Annotated in this window: 23 protein-coding genes; 4 read left to right on the top strand and 19 right to left on the bottom strand. The window is 60.6% G+C overall.

From position 1 onward, the window contains the following. Positions 1-54: 54 nt before the first annotated feature. Genes LHL23_RS11565 through LHL23_RS11525 form a run of 9 tightly spaced genes read right to left on the bottom strand, consistent with a single transcriptional unit; the run spans position 55 to position 4,624 of the window. Positions 55-552, bottom strand: coding sequence for a flagellar basal body-associated FliL family protein (locus LHL23_RS11565; RefSeq protein WP_222477054.1), 498 nt, complete (start codon positions 550-552; stop codon positions 55-57). 8 nt (positions 553-560) lie between these two features. Beyond that, positions 561-1,301: a flagellar basal body L-ring protein FlgH gene (gene flgH / locus LHL23_RS11560; protein ID WP_222477055.1), complete on the bottom strand. Its 741-nt coding sequence runs from the start codon at positions 1,299-1,301 to the stop codon at positions 561-563. Further along, positions 1,301-1,723, bottom strand: coding sequence for a flagellar basal body P-ring formation chaperone FlgA (flgA, locus tag LHL23_RS11555; RefSeq protein ID WP_226429961.1), 423 nt, complete (start codon positions 1,721-1,723; stop codon positions 1,301-1,303). The genes flgH and flgA overlap by 1 nt, the downstream gene beginning before the upstream one ends. Further along, on the bottom strand, positions 1,723-2,508 hold the full coding sequence (gene flgG / locus LHL23_RS11550) for a flagellar basal-body rod protein FlgG (RefSeq protein ID WP_222477059.1): 786 nt from the start codon (positions 2,506-2,508) through the stop codon (positions 1,723-1,725). Before flgG ends, flgA begins: the two co-directional genes overlap by 1 nt. 10 nt (positions 2,509-2,518) lie before the next feature. Then, on the bottom strand, positions 2,519-3,235 hold the full coding sequence (locus LHL23_RS11545) for a flagellar hook-basal body complex protein (RefSeq protein WP_226429960.1): 717 nt from the start codon (positions 3,233-3,235) through the stop codon (positions 2,519-2,521). Continuing rightward, positions 3,235-3,507, bottom strand: coding sequence for a flagellar biosynthetic protein FliQ (locus tag LHL23_RS11540; RefSeq protein WP_222477063.1), 273 nt, complete (start codon positions 3,505-3,507; stop codon positions 3,235-3,237). The genes LHL23_RS11545 and LHL23_RS11540 overlap by 1 nt, the downstream gene beginning before the upstream one ends. Before the next feature lie 3 nt (positions 3,508-3,510). Next, entirely contained in the window at positions 3,511-3,807 is a 297-nt protein-coding gene (fliE, locus tag LHL23_RS11535; protein ID WP_226429959.1) for a flagellar hook-basal body complex protein FliE, read from the bottom strand. A gap of 22 nt (positions 3,808-3,829) precedes the next feature. Continuing rightward, positions 3,830-4,222: a flagellar basal body rod protein FlgC gene (flgC, locus tag LHL23_RS11530; RefSeq protein WP_222477067.1), complete on the bottom strand. Its 393-nt coding sequence runs from the start codon at positions 4,220-4,222 to the stop codon at positions 3,830-3,832. A gap of 12 nt (positions 4,223-4,234) precedes the next feature. Further along, entirely contained in the window at positions 4,235-4,624 is a 390-nt protein-coding gene (locus LHL23_RS11525) for a FlgB family protein (protein ID WP_222477069.1), read from the bottom strand. 88 nt (positions 4,625-4,712) lie between these two features. Here LHL23_RS11525 and LHL23_RS11520 point away from each other — a divergent pair, with 88 nt between their 5' ends. Then, positions 4,713-6,041, top strand: coding sequence for a FliI/YscN family ATPase (locus tag LHL23_RS11520; RefSeq protein WP_222477071.1), 1,329 nt, complete (start codon positions 4,713-4,715; stop codon positions 6,039-6,041). 135 nt (positions 6,042-6,176) lie between these two features. Here LHL23_RS11520 and LHL23_RS11515 read toward each other — a convergent pair whose 3' ends face one another. From LHL23_RS11515 to LHL23_RS11490, 6 genes are all read right to left on the bottom strand, one after another. Beyond that, positions 6,177-6,968, bottom strand: coding sequence for a DUF1217 domain-containing protein (locus LHL23_RS11515; protein ID WP_222477072.1), 792 nt, complete (start codon positions 6,966-6,968; stop codon positions 6,177-6,179). After that, positions 6,965-7,369, bottom strand: a complete 405-nt coding sequence (gene flbT, locus LHL23_RS11510) for a flagellar biosynthesis repressor FlbT (RefSeq protein WP_222477074.1) — start codon at positions 7,367-7,369, stop codon at positions 6,965-6,967. Before flbT ends, LHL23_RS11515 begins: the two co-directional genes overlap by 4 nt. Positions 7,370-7,371: 2 nt before the next feature. Next, positions 7,372-7,743, bottom strand: a complete 372-nt coding sequence (gene flaF, locus LHL23_RS11505; RefSeq protein ID WP_222477075.1) for a flagellar biosynthesis regulator FlaF — start codon at positions 7,741-7,743, stop codon at positions 7,372-7,374. 78 nt (positions 7,744-7,821) lie between these two features. Beyond that, a complete protein-coding gene (locus LHL23_RS11500; protein WP_222477076.1) occupies positions 7,822-8,646 on the bottom strand; it encodes a flagellin N-terminal helical domain-containing protein in 825 nt (274 codons plus the stop codon). Positions 8,647-8,848: 202 nt separating this feature from the next. Beyond that, the gene (locus LHL23_RS11495; RefSeq protein WP_222477077.1) at positions 8,849-9,208 is read right to left on the bottom strand and encodes a flagellar biosynthesis protein FlgN; all 360 of its coding nucleotides are present in this window, start codon (positions 9,206-9,208) and stop codon (positions 8,849-8,851) included. Further along, a complete protein-coding gene (locus LHL23_RS11490) occupies positions 9,195-9,494 on the bottom strand; it encodes a rod-binding protein (protein WP_222477079.1) in 300 nt (99 codons plus the stop codon). The genes LHL23_RS11495 and LHL23_RS11490 overlap by 14 nt, the downstream gene beginning before the upstream one ends. 121 nt (positions 9,495-9,615) lie before the next feature. Between LHL23_RS11490 and LHL23_RS11485 the strand changes: the two genes are divergently transcribed. From LHL23_RS11485 to LHL23_RS11475, 3 genes are all read left to right on the top strand, one after another. After that, on the top strand, positions 9,616-11,436 hold the full coding sequence (locus LHL23_RS11485) for a flagellar hook-length control protein FliK (RefSeq protein WP_226429958.1): 1,821 nt from the start codon (positions 9,616-9,618) through the stop codon (positions 11,434-11,436). 4 nt (positions 11,437-11,440) lie between these two features. After that, positions 11,441-12,118 (top strand): FlgD immunoglobulin-like domain containing protein, encoded by a 678-nt coding sequence (locus tag LHL23_RS11480; RefSeq protein WP_226429957.1) that lies wholly within the window; start codon positions 11,441-11,443, stop codon positions 12,116-12,118. Positions 12,119-12,247: 129 nt separating this feature from the next. Next, the gene (locus LHL23_RS11475; protein ID WP_226429956.1) at positions 12,248-13,042 is read left to right on the top strand and encodes a phosphotransferase; all 795 of its coding nucleotides are present in this window, start codon (positions 12,248-12,250) and stop codon (positions 13,040-13,042) included. Here the strand turns inward: LHL23_RS11475 and LHL23_RS11470 are convergent. Genes LHL23_RS11470 through LHL23_RS11455 form a run of 4 tightly spaced genes read right to left on the bottom strand, consistent with a single transcriptional unit; the run spans position 13,015 to position 17,154 of the window. Continuing rightward, positions 13,015-14,334: an NAD(P)/FAD-dependent oxidoreductase gene (locus LHL23_RS11470; protein WP_226429955.1), complete on the bottom strand. Its 1,320-nt coding sequence runs from the start codon at positions 14,332-14,334 to the stop codon at positions 13,015-13,017. The two genes, LHL23_RS11475 and LHL23_RS11470, sit on opposite strands and share 28 nt — an antisense overlap. Then, positions 14,334-15,149 carry an ABC transporter permease gene (locus LHL23_RS11465; protein ID WP_222477088.1) on the bottom strand — a complete coding sequence of 272 codons (816 nt, stop codon included), beginning with the start codon at positions 15,147-15,149 and terminating at the stop codon, positions 14,334-14,336. Before LHL23_RS11465 ends, LHL23_RS11470 begins: the two co-directional genes overlap by 1 nt. Next, complete coding sequence (locus LHL23_RS11460) at positions 15,146-16,027, bottom strand: ABC transporter permease subunit (protein ID WP_226429954.1); 882 nt, start codon at positions 16,025-16,027, stop codon at positions 15,146-15,148. Before LHL23_RS11460 ends, LHL23_RS11465 begins: the two co-directional genes overlap by 4 nt. After that, entirely contained in the window at positions 16,027-17,154 is a 1,128-nt protein-coding gene (locus LHL23_RS11455; protein ID WP_039193213.1) for an ABC transporter ATP-binding protein, read from the bottom strand. The genes LHL23_RS11460 and LHL23_RS11455 overlap by 1 nt, the downstream gene beginning before the upstream one ends. Between the last annotated feature and the right edge of the window lie 3 nt (positions 17,155-17,157).

Here is a 17,157-nt window from a genome sequence, read left to right as displayed (position 1 = left end):
CCGGTCCTTTGGGACCGGCCTGTTTCTTCTTGGCGGCTGCGGACCGTTTGCCGGTCAGACATCCTGACGGGATATCTCCATGATCAGCACGTCGTGAATTGTCTTGCCGACATGTTTTTGCGCCGCTTCCCGCAAGGCAGTGCGCAGCGGCTCTAGGATATCGGAGCGCGTGAAGGCGCCGCGGAAGCCGCCCATGTTGGCGTGATCGAACAGCACTTGCAGGAAAACATCGCGCAGCTTGGGCTCGAAAGCGCGGATTTTCTCACCCGCACCGGGGGCTGTCTCGAGGCTGAGCGAAATGACGACCAGCGAGGTCAGCTGATCTCGGTCGACCACCGGAACCACGAACTGGTTGGTGATCTTGATGTATTCGCGCAGGGCTTCCTCGCCTTCTTCGGCGGGTTCCTCCGCAAACGCTGCCGGGGCAGGCGCAGCACCGCCGCCTGCAGCGGCGTGCTGTTCCTCAGGAGCAGGCGCCAGCATTATACCGGCGCCGATGCCGCCTCCGGTTCCAAGGATCAGCAGGATGACTGGCAGAAGCTTCGAGAGCATGGCAATCCTCAGAACGGCAGGACAACGTCAAGCAGCTGCTGGCCGTAGCGGGGCTGCTGCACATCAGTGATCTGACCGCGGCCGCCATAGGACACCCGGGCAGAGGCGATCTTGTCATAGGTGATTTCATTCTGGCGGCTGATATCCTGCGGCCGGACATAGCCGGTGACCAGAAGTTCGCGCAGTTCGAAATTCACCCGCAGCTCCTGAGTGCCGCTGATCGCCAGCACCCCATTCGGCAGCACGTCGACGACGGTCGCGGCAACCCGCAGCTCCAGCTTTTCGCTGCGCTTGACGGACCCTTTGCCGCCTGAGGCGCTGGAGCTTCCAATCTCAACAGCGTCTGCAGAGGACGCACCTTCCGGAAGTTTCCGGTCCAGGCGCTGCGGCAGGCCCAGAAGCTGAGGCATGTTCATGCTTTCAGAGCCTGAACGCGACCGCTGGGTATCGTTGGAGATTTCCGCTTCCTCGTCGATCTCGATCACCACCGTCAGGATGTCGCCACGCTTTATGGCACGGCGGTCGCCCAGCAGCGACTGCTGCGAGCCGCTCCACAGAGAGGAGCCGTCGACCGTGCGCCGGGTCTGCGTCTGCATTGGCAGCCCTTGATACAGCATTGCAACATGTTCAGGCGTTTCATTGGCCGGGGTGAATGTGGGCGGCTTGCCCAGATGGTCCATCCGGCCGCAGGCGCCCAGCAAAGCCAGTCCGAAAAGCAGCGGTTTGACGCGGGAAAATTGCATAGTCATCAGTTTACCTCTACGGAGCCGTCGCCGTTGATCCGGCCGGTGACAGTGGTGCGGGAAGAAAGGTTCATGACCCGGACGGCTTCGCCTGCAGCGCCGCGGCCCAGAGAACGCCCTTCCGCGGCAATGGTCAGCCCGCCCTGGCGGAAGACCAGGGTAACAAGGTCATTGCGTTCGATGATGGCCGGCGGGCCGATGTCGCCCGGGCGCATGGGCCTGCCTGCATAAAGCGCGACCCGCGCTTCCATGCCGATCACCTCCGACGGGTCGGTCAGTGCGCCCAGGATCTCACCTTTTTTCAAGGCCAGGTCCTCGGCATTCACGATCTCCTTTGCGCGGATCGTGCGCAAAGGTGTCAGGTATTCCGCCCAGGCTGGGGGAGCGCACAGCGCCGCGGCTGTCAGGCAGGCAAGAACACGTTTCATCAGCGCACCTGTGTGGTTGCACTCATCATCTGGTCGACAGCCGAGATGACCTTGGCGTTCATTTCGTAACCGCGCTGGGCTTCGATCAGCTCGGTCACTTCGCGCACCGCGTCAACAGAACTGGCTTCCAGATACCCCTGGCGCAATGTGCCGAGCCCGTCTTCGCCAGCTGTCGATACGGCGGCAGCGCCGGAGGCTTCCGTTTCCGTGAACAGGTTGCTGCCGATTGCCTCCAGCCCCTTGGGGTTGGTGAAACTTGCCAGAGTGAACTGACCCAGCAACTGGCCTTCCGTCGTTTCGTTGAAGTACCCGTAGACTTCGCCTTCGGCATTGATCGAGATGCTGGTTGCGTCATCGGGGATTGTGACTTCGGGCGAAACGGCGAAGCCGTCAGAGGTGACAATCAGCCCTTCTGCCGAGCGCTTCAGCGCGCCGTCGCGGGTATAGGCGGTCTGGCCGGACGGCAGGGTCACTTCCAGATACCCGTTGCCGTCAATGGCGATGTCCAGGTCATTGTTGGTCTGCTGCAGAGCGCCCTGCGAAAGATGCACGGATACAGCGGCGGGGCGCACGCCCAGGCCTACTTGCACACCGGTTGGAAGCACGGTTCCATCGGACGCGTTCACGGTGCCAGCGCGCGAAATCTGCTGGTAATGCAGGTCGGCAAACTCGGCCCGCCGCGCGTTGTACGCGGTGGTGTTCATGTTGGCGAGGTTGTTGGAGATGGTCTCCACCCGCAGTTGCTGGGCGCTCATGCCGGTCGCGGCGATCTTCAGGGCACGCATCTGGATTCTCCTAGGTCTTGATCAGGTTCTTGATGGCATTGCGGATGCGCTCGTCTTCCGACTGCAGGAAGCTCTGGCCCATTTCATAGGCGCGCTGCACTTCGATCATGCGGGTCACTTCGGAAATTGCGTTCACGTTGGATCCTTCCAGGAACCCCTGCAGGACCTTCGAATCGAAGGACTGCTCGATCTCCCCTTCGACGCGGAACATGACCCCGTCTTCCCGAACCATCGTGTGCTGATCCATTGGCTTGAAGAGGCCCAGCTGGCCCAGCAGACGCCCGTCTGCACTGATTGAGCCGTCGGAACCGACTTCGATCTTGCCGGCATCCGGCGGCACGAAAACCGGCGCACGACCTGCGTCGAGCACCCGGAAGCCGTCCATGGTCACGAGGTCGCCGGCCGCATTGGAAGAGAACGCACCGGAACGGGTCAGCCGTTCGCCCTGGGGCGTCTCGACCATGAAAAACCCGTCGCCTTCGATTGCGAAATCAAATGTGCCGGCCGTCTGGGTGAGCTGGCCTTGTTCCATAGATGTGTTGAAAATGTTCGCACGCGACATCGACAACGATTGCTGCCCCGGAGACGACTGCACGAATTCCGAGAAAATCAGCCCTTCCTGACGGTATCCGGTCGTGGCTGAGTTGGCGATATTGTTCGCAACAACGCGCATCTCCCGGATCAGACCGGACTGGCGTGAAAGCGTGGCGTAACCTGCAGTTTCCATTACGAACCTCCGGCAATCATCGGAATGATGTGGCCGTCGAAGAAGGCCACCAGCGTTTGCGTCATGAAGCCCATGGTCATCCAAAACACGACCAGAATGGCCGTCAGTTTGGGCACGAACGTCAGGGTCATTTCCTGCACCGACGTCAGGGCCTGAAACAGGCCAATGGCCAGACCGACAACCAGCGCGACGATCAGGATCGGGGTTGCCATGGTCACGGCCGCCCAAATTCCCTGGCGCAGCGTGTCATAGAAGAGGCTTTCGCTCATCATGGCTCAGACCGGCATCCTCAGGATTTCCTGATACGCCTCGACCACTTTGTTGCGCACCGTGACGGCAGTCTCGACCGCCAGTTCAGTCTGGGCCAATGCCTGCACCAGTGCATGCGGGTCCGCCTGCGAAGTCATTGATTGCACGGAGACCTGCTCACTGCTCTGCAGGGTCGTTGCAAAGTGCTCGAAACTCTCTTTCAGACGGGCGCCAGCGCCAGCAGCTTCATGGTTGGGGTCGGCCTTGGTGGCTGGCCTGGCGGCGGCATAGCCGCCTGCGGCGGAAAGACTGCGAATATCCATTCTGGATCTCCAAATTTTTCGGTTAGCGTCTCAAAAGGTCCATCAGCGAGGCTGACATCGAGCGGGTCTGTTCAAACATCTTCAGATTGGCTTCGTAGCTGCGCTGGGCTTCGCGGGCGTCGGCAATCTCGATCATCAGGTCGACATTGGAGCCCTCGTAGTGGCCGCTGTCATCGGCAAGCGGGTGCGAAGGATCGTAGACTTTCTCCAGGTCCCGGCGGTCCAGATTGATCCGGCCGGTGCGCACATGCTCCACATCGGTTTGCAGTTCGCGCACGGCCTCGAAAGGCACGGTCTTGCGCCGGTAGCCCGGAGTATCCGCATTGGAGATGTTCTCAGACACATGCCGAAGCCGTGCAGCCTGCGCCTTAAGGCCGCTGGAAGTGACGGAAAGGGCTCTTGAAAACTCACTCATCGCTCATCCCCCTCAGTTCTTGCCGAGACTGGCGCGCAGAATGTTCATGGAAGATTTGTAGATCGCCATGGCGCGTTTGTGCTGCCGGGCGACTTCGACGCCCTTCAGCAGCTCGGTTTCGACGGAGACGGAATTGTCGTTGGGGTCGCTGCCGGCCTCGGTAGAAGTGACGGCCCAGTCCAAATTGCTGTTTGAGTTGCCATTCAAATGGCTGCCGCGGGATGCGATCATTCCGGTCGGGCGGGCGCCTGCAGCAAAGACCTCTTTGAATGGCTTGATGTCCTTGGCGTGGTAACCCGGCGTATCGGAATTAGCGATATTCTGGGAAACCAATGCCTGGCGTTTCCCGGCATGGGTTGCCATCGAATAGGCGATTTTGAATACGTTCAATTCTGTGAACACCAGGGTTTCTCCCTTGATCGATTTCAATCAAGGCTTAACCCCGATTCCTTTAGAAATTGTTTTCAGGACATGAAGGGAGACCGCTGCGATGAAAGCAGAGCTGCAAGCACTGACCCGTCAGATCGCCGGAAAACGCCTGGCGACAAAGATGGGCCGGGTGACGGGGATCTCGGGCGGGGAAATCGAAATCGGCGGGCTGGCTTCCTCGGCGCGGATTGGCGACAGGCTGATCTTGCGGCGTGGGCCGCAGGATGCATTGCATGGCGAAGTTCTGAAGATAAATGGCAGCAATATTAGCATGTTACCGGATAGGGCGCCGGATGGGGCCGCCATCGGAGATCCGGTTTTGCTGAACCCGTCTCCGGAATTTGCACCCAGCGATCATTGGATTGGACGCGTTATCGATCCCTTTGGCGAGCCGCTGGACGGCCGCCCAATGCTTCCCGGCAGTGAGCCGCGCGATCTGATGGCGCCGCCGCCCAAGGCTGCTGGCAGGCGGCCGATGGGAGAGCGGCTGGCCACCGGGCAGGCGGTTCTGAATACGATTCTTCCGATTGTACGGGGGCAGCGAGTCGGCCTCTTTGCCGGGTCCGGGGTCGGTAAATCCTCATTGCTGGCCAAACTTGCCCAAGCAATGCAGGCCGATGTGGTTGTGATGGCACTGATCGGCGAGCGCGGCCGGGAGGTGAACCACTTCGTTGAGCAGGTCCTGGGACCGGAAGGCATGCGCCGCGCCATTGTGGTCGCCGCGACCTCCGATCAATCCGCGCTGGTCAGGCGCCGCTGCGCGTGGGCTGCCATGACCGTGGCAGAGCACTTCCGCGATCAGGGAAAGAACGTTCTGTTCCTGGCGGATTCGGTCACGCGTTTCGCCGAAGCGCACCGGGAGATTGCGGCCGCCTCCGGCGAGGCGCCGGCGCTGCGCGGCTACCCGCCTTCGGTGACGCCGCTGATTACCGGCTTGTGCGAACGGGCGGGGCCGGGGGCCGAGGGCCAGGGCGATATCACGGCGGTATTCAGTGTCCTGGTTGCTGGGTCGGACATGGACGAGCCGATCGCGGATATTCTGCGCGGGGTTCTCGACGGGCATATCGTCCTGAACCGGGAAATCGCCGAACGCGGACGGTTTCCCGCAATCGACGTGTCCCGCTCTGTGTCGCGCAGCCTGCCAGCCGCAGCGACAGCCGATGAAAATGCTGCGATCCAGGACGTGCGCAAGTACCTGGGGGCTTATGAGCAGTCCGAGGTCATGATCCGCGCGGGTCTTTACGCTGAAGGCAACGATGCGGTCCTGGATCAGGCCGTGAAACTGTGGCCGGAGCTGGATGCGTTTTTCGGCCGGGAAGATCCGGAAGGTATCACCAGCAGCTTCAACCGCCTGCTGCTTCTGCTGCGCCGGGCCAAGGCCGGGCGCTGAAGCCGGCGCCTGTACTTGTCAGCCCGGCTGGGAAGTGCAGGTGCTGGTTACCCTCTGGGAAAATGCGAAAAGGGTGCAGCCAGACTGAACTGGTGGCACCCTTCTTGAGTTTTCCGTGTTATCTGGCCCGCTTGTTCAGCTGGTCAGCAGCATCAATGCGGTTGAGCCGGAAGAAACGCTTGCCTGGAAATCGGCAATTTCTGACCGCACCAGGTAAGTGTTGATCAGCTTTTCCATTTTTTCCGGATCAGAGAAAACTGCGAGATCATCAGAGCCGAACACTTGTTTTGACTTGTCTTTGAAGACTTCCAGCTGCTGGTCCAGATCGATCTGTGCCAGGCTGGTTGGCAAGCCCAGGGCGGTTTCGAACAGCTCCCGCAGTGCCTGCTGGCCCATGACATTGAACCACTTGGTGTTCACAGCGGTTCCATCTTCGGCAAGGTTCAGGACTTCGCGTTCGCCAAACATGGCCACGCGCATAGAGTTGTCCTGTTCACCAACAGCGGCCTCGAAGGATTGCACCTGATTGGTGTGAACCAGGTCAAACATCGCCTTCAGATCGCCGGTTTTGAGCGATTGCCCCGGGCCAAACCCGAAAGCCTCGCTCAGCTGGACATAGCGGTCATCCCCCATCCGGTTGGCCAGCGCGTCGTCGGCCTCGGTGCCTTCCTGAAAAATCCGTTCCAGGAAGGCTTTCTTGTAGCTGTCCTCTTCCAGCCCGAATGCGCCAAGGGCAACATTCAGCAGCCGCGAGTCGCCAATGAGGTCCTCTGCTGTTTTCACGTTCCCGATGTTTTCCATGAAATAATCGGTTTCGCGTTTCAGGACCGCGTCATTTTTGAAAACGTCGAACTGCTTGTCATAGGTCGCCTGGAGGAAGTTCCACCCGGCGATACCTGTGGCTGGCAAGAGGGGCTGAAAGTTCATGACGGCCGGACCGCGAACAAGCGGTCTTCCCGCGGCAGCAAGGTGCGCAGCGCCTTCAGGCAGCGGTAGTGGTTGTTGTTGATCAAGGCGTCCGTGGCTTCGGCAATGGATGACCGGCTGTCAGGGTCGGTAAAGACCTGGCTCAGTTCTTCGATCCGGCGCAGCATCGGCAGGCGTTCCTCATCAGGGTCTGCATCGCCCGACAGGATCAGCTGGGCGGCGTAGCACACCCGGCGCACTGGCGTATTCGCTTCTTCCGGATGGATTGCATCACGAAGGCGCAGGATATTGGCGTCCGGTGTAACAATGGACAGGCGGCTTCGGCGGTCGCCGTTTTCGATCACCGCGCCATTTACAAGGACACGCTCTTTGGGGGCAAGTTTCAGGACAAGTCCGCTCATATTCAGGATGCTCCGCTGCGGAGGCCACGCAGGATGGCCGTATTGATTTCCACCAGCGGCCGGACATTGGCCTTGCGCTGAAGCACTTTGCTGGTGTGCTGTCTCGTGAATTCCGCCAGTTCGAAGAGATTCCGCTTGAGATCATCCGGCAGTGGATTCGCCTCCATCGAGAGATCTGCGGTGAAAATGGACCAAAGCTTGCGGTTGTCATTCAGTGCTTGAGCAAGATCACTGAAGCCATCGCCGCCTTTCTGCGCAGCCGTGATCAGCCGGCGGGTAACGCGGGCGACCACTTCATACTCGAAATTCTTTGCTGTCCGGGTCGGGGACTTTGCCGCCGAATAGGCACTCTTCGCCTTCAGAAGGGCATTCACGTGTTTTCCTAACGTTTTATTCTTCAGGTTCTCTGAGAAGGGAAGACCGGGGCGCGTTTAGCGCCCCGGTAAGGGCTGTTAACGGAACAGCTGCTGCAGGGTCGACGGCGCCTGGTTGGCGATGGTCAGCGACTGCACGGCCAGCTGCTGCTGGGTCTGCAGCGCCTTCAGGCGGGCAGATGCCTCTTCCATGTTGGTGTCGGTCATCGCGCTGACGCCGGTCTTCAGCGAGTCGGTCAGCTTGGACACAAACTCGTTCTGGTCGGTGATGCGCTTGGAGTCCGCACCAAGTGCCGCTGCATCGTCGATCGCACCTGCGATAAGGGTGTCGATTTCACCGAGCGCAGAGGCTGCAGTGGTTGCATCGGTGATCGTAGTGAGAACACTTGCGGTCCAATCAAGATCGTTCTCCATGTCTACGGCATCGACGGTGATCGATGTCGAGCCGTCGACGGAACCAAGCACCGTCAGCGACGAAGCAGTGCCGTCAACAGTGGCATTCAGAAGGTTTGCGCCATTGAATTCTGCAGAAGAAATGATTGCGGTAATCTGCTCCTGTTTCTTTTCAATGTCGTTCTGGATCTTGGCGTGGTCAACGTTTTCCGAATTCGCGGAAACAATCAGCTCCTTCATGTCCTTCAGAGCTTCGACGATCTGCTCCGCACCGGAAGATGCTACGGCAACGGTTGCTTCGCCAAAGTTCAGAGCGTCGCTCACGGCTTCATAAGCCTGGATGTCGGATTCCATAGTCTTGGAGATGGCCCAGACAGCGGAGTTGTCCTTGGCCATGCCGACCTCTTTACCAGTCGAAATCTGGTTCTGAGTGTCGCTCAGGTCATTGTTCACCGAACGCAGAGTCTGCAGAGCAACCATTGCGCCGTTGTTGGTCAGAATGCTGGTCATAGCTTTTTCCTTTAGCTGCGGGGCGCTTTGACCCCATTATTCCTTGCCCCTGGGGGCGCTGTGTGACGTCTTTCTGACAGTGCGTTCCGCCGTCCGGCTTCCGCGCCACCTTTCATCAGGTGCAAGGCGACATTGGCGCATCAGTTGCTAAGGGAGTGCTAATGGCGGCATTTGGTTTTTTAGAATTTTCTCCAAATTGCGCTCAGGCTCTTTTTTCCAGTTTGGTTGCCCCGCGGGTGCCAAAGCGGTTCCGGCGCCCGGACTGGTCATAGACGTCCAGGCCCCTGCGGATGCGGCGCAATTCGGCCATCCGGGCAGCGACGGACCGGATCCCCTCCATCGCACTGTCGAGAAGCTGCTGGTTGCGCGACAATTTGGTCTGCACCAGTTCCAGCGCCTCGCGCTCCAGCTCTGTCACAGAGTTCAGTTTGCTGATGACTTTCTCTTTTTTCGCCAGAAGCTCTTCCAGCTTGCTCAGGTCGCCTGCCATCAGGGCAACGCGTTCGCGGTCGAGAATATTATCGAGCTCATCAATGAGCTGCTGCGGTTCAGGGTTGCTCACCTTGGGTCTCCTTCAATGCGTGATAAAGTGATTCGGCCAGGCCAATGCCGCCAGAGCGGGCGATCTGCGTTGCTTGCTCGCGGATCAGAAAGCTGGAAAACTGCTCTTCGCCAGCGCCGCCTCCGAAGCTTTCACTGGCTTCGCCGAGGCCTGCGGATTTGAGCATTTCAGCAAGAAATGTGGCTTCCAGTTCAATTGCCGCCTCGCGCAGCGGGTCGCTCTTGGCGGGCCGCACCGGGGTGGCCGCAGAGGAAGTCTGAAGCTGGATGGGCAATATGTCTGTCATGTCCGGTTCTCCGGTTGAAACTCGAATTCCATCGATTTTCTGAATTTGCCCCGGAACCGGTTAAAATTGCCGTAACCGCTTTGGGGTAGGTGTGTCCGGGTCGAGATAGAATATCCGGAACATGACCATGATGATGAATTCGATCCTTGGAATTGAGGCTGCCAGCGGCGGCAAGCCGTTGGCGGCCAACGCGAGGACGCAAGAAAAATCAAATAGTTCCAGTGATTTTTCTGCCTTTGTTTCTGCAGAAAATGGGCGGGGCGAAGTCCCGGAAAAAGTTTCTGAAAAAGCTGCTGAAACAGCCGGCGAATCTGCAACGCCCAAAGCAGAAGCCGGTCAGGAAGGCACCTCTGCCGAAATCAGCAGTGAAGACGCCAATGCTGGAGCCGGCAGCGAGACGGCAGCGGCCGGCGAGCAGTCCGACACCGCCCCAGAGACGGGAACCGGGAGCGCAAGCGCAACGCCAGAAGGTCCCGGTGCGGTTGATTTCGCCGCCATTGAGATTGACAGAAAACCCGGCATGGAAGCAGGGAACGGCACCGAACCGGGCGCGGCGGGCGTTGGCTTGGAACCTGAAGACATGTCTGAGACCAAGGCAGCGAACATCGATGAGACAAGCCGCCTGCCTGACAGTGATGACATTCCGCGTCTTGCATCGGACCCCGGCAGCAAGACGCCGGGCACCGCGGACCGTATGGCGCCAGAGCGTGTAGAGCCAGACCGTGCGGCACCAGGCCGTGGGGAACCGGCGGCAGCCGGCAGCAGCAGCCAAGATGCGCGCGGTGCAGTCGCCGCAGCCGCTCAGCAGGGCTCAACACCAGGAGAGGTTAGCAGCCTGGCAGTCCAAAGTGTTTTGAGCGGAAGGCAAACCAAGCCGGACCAACCTTTGGCAGACGGTGAGCGCAAAATTGTTTCCGGCACGGCAGCGGCGGGGCTGGAAGCAAGCACAGCGGCACCGCCTGCCGTAAATGGCAGCCGCGGCAGCGGCCATACTGTGCCAGCCGATTCTGCGCTGAGGCCTGCTCCTTCGTTCAGCGCCAACGCTGCTTCGGGTCAAGCCTCCGATGGGTCTGGCCGAGCCCTGCCACTTTCAGGTTTTCCAAATGCGCAGGCTGTTGAGAAACTGGCCGCGGTGCAGCCCGAAGGCGTGGCGCGCGCCGTTGCGGCTGGCGCGCAAGGCGCAGTTCAAGCGCTTGCCGCAGGCCAGCCGGTGACAGCGGCGCCACATCAGAAAGCGCAGCCGGGCCTTTCTGGCATGAAAGTCTTTGACGATGTTTCAGAGGCAGCTGCTGAAGTGGCGAAAGCCGCATCCGCAGATATCAGGACCGGAACTGCCCAGGTCGCCTCAGCACCGCAAGCGGCGCTTCCGGCTGCGGCGGTTATCCAGTCGTTGCAGGCTGGCGGGATGGCTGAGGCCTCCGCAGAGACCGATTTCCTGTCCCTTGCGCTTGGCATGACCGGTGAATCACCGGGGCTGACCCAGCTTCTGGCGGAAGCGTCGTTTGGCACGCAGGCTGGGCACCGGCCGGAAATGCCCCGGATGATCGCGGCGCAGATTGCCGAGGCTTTTGCAGCCAAGGGCGAACAGAAAGTCGAGGTGAGCCTGAACCCGCAGGAGCTGGGGCATGTGAAAATGCGGGTGGTGACCAGCGAATCAGGCATCACGATGATCATCCAGACAGAACGCCCGGAAACCGGCGATCTGATGCGGCGCCATATCAACGAGCTGGCCGAAGAATTCCGCCGCATGGGGTACGAAGATATCTCTTTTGAATTCAGCGGCGGCCAGACCGGCGGCGGGCAGCAGGGTGAAAATGAACAAGGCGGTTCGGCGCAGGCCGGCGGCAGAGGTGAGACGGAAATGTCCGGTGGAATGGCCGCCGGAGCGCCAGCAACACAGAATCTCCGGCTTGGCGCTGCCGGTGTGGATATGAGGGTCTGAACACATGACAACAGCAGTCACTTCCGCGGGCAGCTCTGCGGCACAAACCTTCGCGCAGCCGGCGGCCTCCCAAGGCACTTCCGGGCTGACATCCGATTTCGAAACCTTCGTGAAGATGCTGACCGCGCAGGCCACGAATCAGGACCCATTGGAACCGCTTGATTCGACCGAATATGCGGCGCAACTGGCGCAGTTCTCGATGGTTGAACAGCAAACCAAGAGCAATACCCTGCTGGAGGGGCTGCAGTCGCAGCTTGGCCTCGCCAACATGGCGGCGCTGTCGGGCTGGGTCGGCATGGAGGCGCGGGGCGTGGCGCCCGGCTATTTCGACGGCAGCAATGAGATCACCATTGCACCTAACCCGGCCGCCGCTGCGGATTCGGTGACACTGGTCGTGCAGAATGCAAATGGCACTGAAGTACAGCGCGTCACCTTGCCGGTGTCTGCTGAGCCCTATCAGTGGAACGGGCTGGATGACGACGGCAACCCGCTGGAAGCTGGAGAGTATTCCTTTGTCGTAGAAAGCAGGAAGGGCGATGACCTGTTGCTGCAGGAATATGCCGAGATCTATTTCAAGGTGAATGAAACCCGGATGCAGGGCGGAGATGTGGGGCTGATTACCGAGGGCGGCTCGGTGGTTCTTGCCTCCTCGGTCAGTGCGTTGCGTGAACCTGCAGGGTAATCCGGCGGTAGGCGCTGACAGAAAAACTGTCTAAGAACAGGGCGGCCAACACCGGAGACCGCCCTGCAACCTCTGCCCGATCAGTTCGAAGCCCGTTTCTTTGCGCATTTGTCTGCACAGGGGCTGCATGTGCCTGCCCCGCGGCGCCTGACCGGCGGGCGGTCAAACCACGTCTGGCGGGCCGGCGGGCTGGTGATCAAGCTTTACGCCGAAGATGGAGCAAATCCGCTGTTCGCCAATGACCCGGCGCGCGAGGGGGCGATACTGGCGGCGCTGTCCGGTACCGGAATGGTGCCGCCGCTGGTGCAGACCGGTGCATTCGAAGGCCGGAATTGGCTGAGCTATGCCCATGTCAACGGCAGCCCCTGGCAGGAAGACACCGCCCATGTGGCAAGGCTCCTGGGGCGGTTGCACGATGTGTCGCCGCCACCTGGGCTGCCGCAGGGGATAAACGGCAGCACGGCTTTGGAAACGCAAACTCTGGGTATTCTCAAGAACTGCAAGAACCCTGACCAATTGACGGCCCTGCGCCCGTTGGGCCGGGTGCCGCCTCTGCCGCAGCCAGTGCTCATCCATGGCGATCCGGTGCCGGGAAACCTGCTGGCGCATGACGGCACCCTGACGCTGATTGACTGGCAATGCCCGCAGATCGGCGACCCGGCAGAGGATCTGTCTCTGTTCCTGTCCCCGGCAATGCAGCTGATGTACCGGGGGGCGCCGCTGACGAAGGCCGAGGAAGACAGCTTTCTGAGGGCCTATCCCGATCCGCGTATTGCAGGCCGGACGCTAGCGCTGAAACCCTGGTTTCACTGGCGCATGGCAGCCTATTGCCTGTGGCGGGCCGAACAGGGTGGAGAGAAGGACCGGCAAGGCTATGAACTGGAACGCGCGGCGCTTCAGCCCATCAGGCCTAGAACCGCATAGGCGGGCGGCATCAGCACCCGGCGGGCGCGGCCGAATGGAAAGCGCGGCATCTTTTGAACTGCAGGCGAATAGGGCAGCTCTGGCCTGCACCCCTGCACCAGGTCGCTGAGAATCCGCCCGGCATAGCTGCCCATCGCAACCCCGTTGCCGTGATAGCAGAGGCCGGCAAACATGCCAGGACTCTCGGGCACCGGCCCGATGAAGGGCACCAGATTGCGCGACAGGCAGACCATGCCGGACCAGCAATGGGTGGTTTCCACATTCCGCCACTCCGGGAACATGGCCTCGAAATCCTGCCGCAGCTTGTGCCGGATGCCTGCCTCGGCACGGGGCGAGGCCAGCAGCCCGCCGCGCATGCCAAACAGGAAGCGCCTGTCCGGCATCAGCCGGAAGTAGTGCAGCAGGTGGCGGGTGTCATAGGCCATCTGCTGAGAAAACCAGCCTTGAGCCTGCAGCTCTGCCTCTGTCAGGGGGTGGGTTACCATGACCGTCGATTGTGCGGGCATGTAGCGTCCCGCCAGCCATTCGGGCAGGTCCTCAGAGGAGTAGCCATTGGTGGCGATGACAACCTTGGGTGCCCTCAGAATCCCTTTATTAGTCTCTATCTTATAACCGCCGGCCGCCTGTTTTATGGATAGCGCCGGACTGTTCTGAAACAGTCTGGCGCCTGCTTTCCCGGCAGCGGCGGCCAGGCCGAACAGGTATTTGCGCGGGTTCAAGGCAAAGCCCACCGGCGTGGTCAGCGCGGCATGGAAACTGCCGTTCAGACCGTGGTCCGCCAACTGGCGGCGGGCAAGGAACTCCACCTCTTCGCCCGCCCTTTGCAGTTCCTCGGCCTGTGCTGACAGGCGGCGCGCAGCTTTCTCGCTGTGCGCCAGCTGCGTCTCCCCGCGGGAGTGGGTGTCGGCCGCTATGCCGTGAGAGGAAAGCAGTTCATGCACAAGGTGCACCGCAGCCTCTTCGCTGGCCTCGTAAACGTCTGCGGCGGAACTACCGAACAGCCTGCGCATTGCGGTGCCGGAGAGTTTCGAGCCGCCAAGGCAGCAGAACCCGCCATTGCGCCCTGAAGCCCCCCAGCCCGGTGTCTCCGCTTCCAGCAGGGCAACGGAAACCCCGCTTCCGGCCAGGTGCAGGGCTGCCGACACGCCGGTGAAACCGCCGCCGATGATGGCAACATCGGTAATGGCTTCTCCTTCAAGAACGGGCCAGTCCGGTGCCGGGACGGTCTCGTCCCACCAGCAATTGCTGCGCGGGCCGGGACCATAGGCATAGCCGGAAAAGATCCGGCGCATCAGGTGCGCACCGCAGCCTGTTCCTCGCGCTTCTGGCGGGCCACCTGATGCTTGGTCACCAGCGAGGCGGTGATGACGCCCACGGTGACGATCGAGATCATAATCGTCGACAGTGCGTTGATTTCGGGGCTGACACCCAGGCGCACGGCCGAGAAGATCTTGATCGGTAGGGTGGTGGCCGAGGGGCCGGAGGTGAAGGATGCAATCACCAGGTCATCGAGCGACAGGGTGAAGGCCAGGAGCCAGCCGGAAATCACCGCGGGCGCAATGATCGGTAGGGTCACCAGCCGGAACGCCTCAGATGCGGAACAGCCCAGATCCAGCGCAGCCTCCTCCAGCGAGCGGTCAAAGGTCACCAGCCGGGAAGACACCACCACCGAGACATAGCACATCGAGAAGGTGGTATGCGCCAGCACGATGGTGAATACGCCGCGATCCAGGCCGATGCCGATGAACAACAGGAGCAGCGACAGGCCGGTGATCACCTCGGGCATCACCAGTGGCGCATAGATCATGCCGGAAAACAGCGTCCGCCCCATGAACCGCCCGCCGCGCACCAGCACATAGGCGGCAATAGTGCCCAGCACGGTCGCCATCGTGGAGGAGAACACCGCCACCTTGATGGTCACCCAGGCGGCATTCAGGAACGCCTCGTTCTGCAGCAGCTCGCCGTACCACTTGGTTGAAAACCCGGCCCAGACGGTGACCAGCTTGCTTTCGTTGAAGCTGAAGATCACTAGGATCACCATCGGGATGTATAGGAAGGCAAAGCCGAGGGTCAAAGATACGGCGTTAAACCAGCTCATACGGTTCATTGCTCTGCCTCCTGCTGTTTCTGCTGGTTGCGCTGGAACAGCACGATCGGGATCACCAGGAGCAGCAGCAGAACCACCGCCACCGCGGATGCCACCGGCCAGTCGCGGTTGGAGAAGAACTCCTCCCACAGCACCTTGCCGATCATCAGCGTGTCGGATCCGCCCAGCAGCGACGGGATCACGAATTCACCGAGCACCGGGATGAATACCAGGAAGCTGCCGGCAATAATGCCGTTCTTAGACAGCGGCACGGTTACCAGCCAAAAGGCCGTCAGGCGCGAGCAGCCAAGGTCCTCGGCAGCCTCGATCAGAGAGCCGTCCAGCCGTTCCAGTGCCGAATAGACCGGCAGGATCATGAACGGCAGGTAGGTGTAGACGATGCCGACATAGACTGCGGAATTGGTGTTGAGGATGGTCAGCGGCTCGGAAATCACTCCGATCCACATCAGGAACTGGTTGAGAAAGCCCTCGTTCGACAGGATCCCCATCCACGCATAAACGCGGATCAGGAAAGAGGTCCAGAACGGCAGGATCACCAGCATCATCAAGGTCGGGCGCCATTCTTCCGGCGCGCGCGCCATGCCATAGGCAATCGGATAGCCGGCCAGAAGGGTGAAGAAGGTCGAGACCACCGCGATCTTCAGGGAACTGAGGTAGGCCTTCCAGTAAAGATCGTCTTCGGTCAGCCAGACGAAGTTCTCAAAGTCTAGCTCTGCGATGAAGGCTGCGATGCCTTCGGCCCAGTCGAACTGCGGGAAATAGGGCGGCCGGGCCACCGCGGCATCCGACAGGGAGATTTTCAGAACGATGGCAAACGGCACCAGAAACAGTGCCAGAAGCCAGACATAGGGGATGGCAATCAGGACAAAGCGGCGCATCAGTCTGCCAGCAGAACGCCTGCCGTGGCGGTCCATGACAGCCAGACAGTGTCTTCCCAGGTGAAGGCGCGGCGGGCGATGCGGCGGGTGTTGGCGGTCTGCGCCTTGATCACCGCGCCGGTGGGCAGTTCCACATGGTAGGTGGAGATATTGCCAAGATAGGCGATATCCAGAATGCGGCCCTGTACGGCGTTATCCGCCTCGGCCGGCTTTTCGGCGCTGATCGCCACTTTTTCGGGCCGGATCGCCAGATGGCACTTCTGCCCGTCGGAAAACGCGGTCGGTGACTTGACGGTCAGCGGTTCATGGCCCTCGTGCCAGGACATGGCGTAGGCTTCGCTGCCGTTGAGCTTGGCCGTGCCTTCGATCAGGTTCACGTCGCCAATAAAATCAGCCACATAGACAGAGTTCGGGCTTTCATAGATTCGGTCCGGCGTCGCCACCTGGATGATCTTGCCGTGATCCATCACCGCCACGCGGGAAGCGACGGTCATCGCCTCTTCCTGGTCGTGGGTCACGATCACAAAGGTGGTGCCGGTCTTCTCCTGAATGTCCATCAGTTCGAACTGGGTGTCCTGGCGCAGTTTCTTGTCCAGCGCGCCCAGCGGTTCATCGAGCAGCAGCAGTTTCGGGTGTTTCGCAAGCGAACGGGCGAGGGCAACGCGCTGGCGCTGGCCGCCGGAAATCTGATGCGGCTTGCGGCGGGCGAATTTCTCCAGCCGGGTCAGCCGCAGCATCTCATCAACGCGGTCGCTGATGTCGTGCTTGGGCATCTTTTCGCGTTTCAGGCCAAAGGCGATGTTTTCCCAGATCGAAAGATGCGGGAACAGCGCATAGGACTGGAACATCATGTTCACGGCCCGCTTGTTCGGCGGCACCGGAGCAATATCCTGCCCGGCCAGGAAAATCTTGCCCTCGGTCGGGGTCTCGAACCCGGCCAGCATCCGCATCAGCGTGGTCTTGCCGCAGCCGGACGGGCCCAGCAGCGCGTAGAATTCCCGCTCGTAGATGTCGATGGTCAGGTTGTCGATGGCGGTGAACTCACCATATCGTTTGGTGACGTTCTGGAAGTGGATCAAGGGCTTAGCCTCAGGATCGTTCCAAGGTTCGAATACGGAAGCAGTCAAGCC

This window comes from Leisingera sp. McT4-56, from assembly GCF_020514995.1.
In the GTDB taxonomy this organism is placed as follows: Bacteria; Pseudomonadota; Alphaproteobacteria; order Rhodobacterales; family Rhodobacteraceae; genus Leisingera; species Leisingera aquaemixtae_A.
This window is presented reverse-complemented; position numbering and strand designations above follow the sequence as displayed.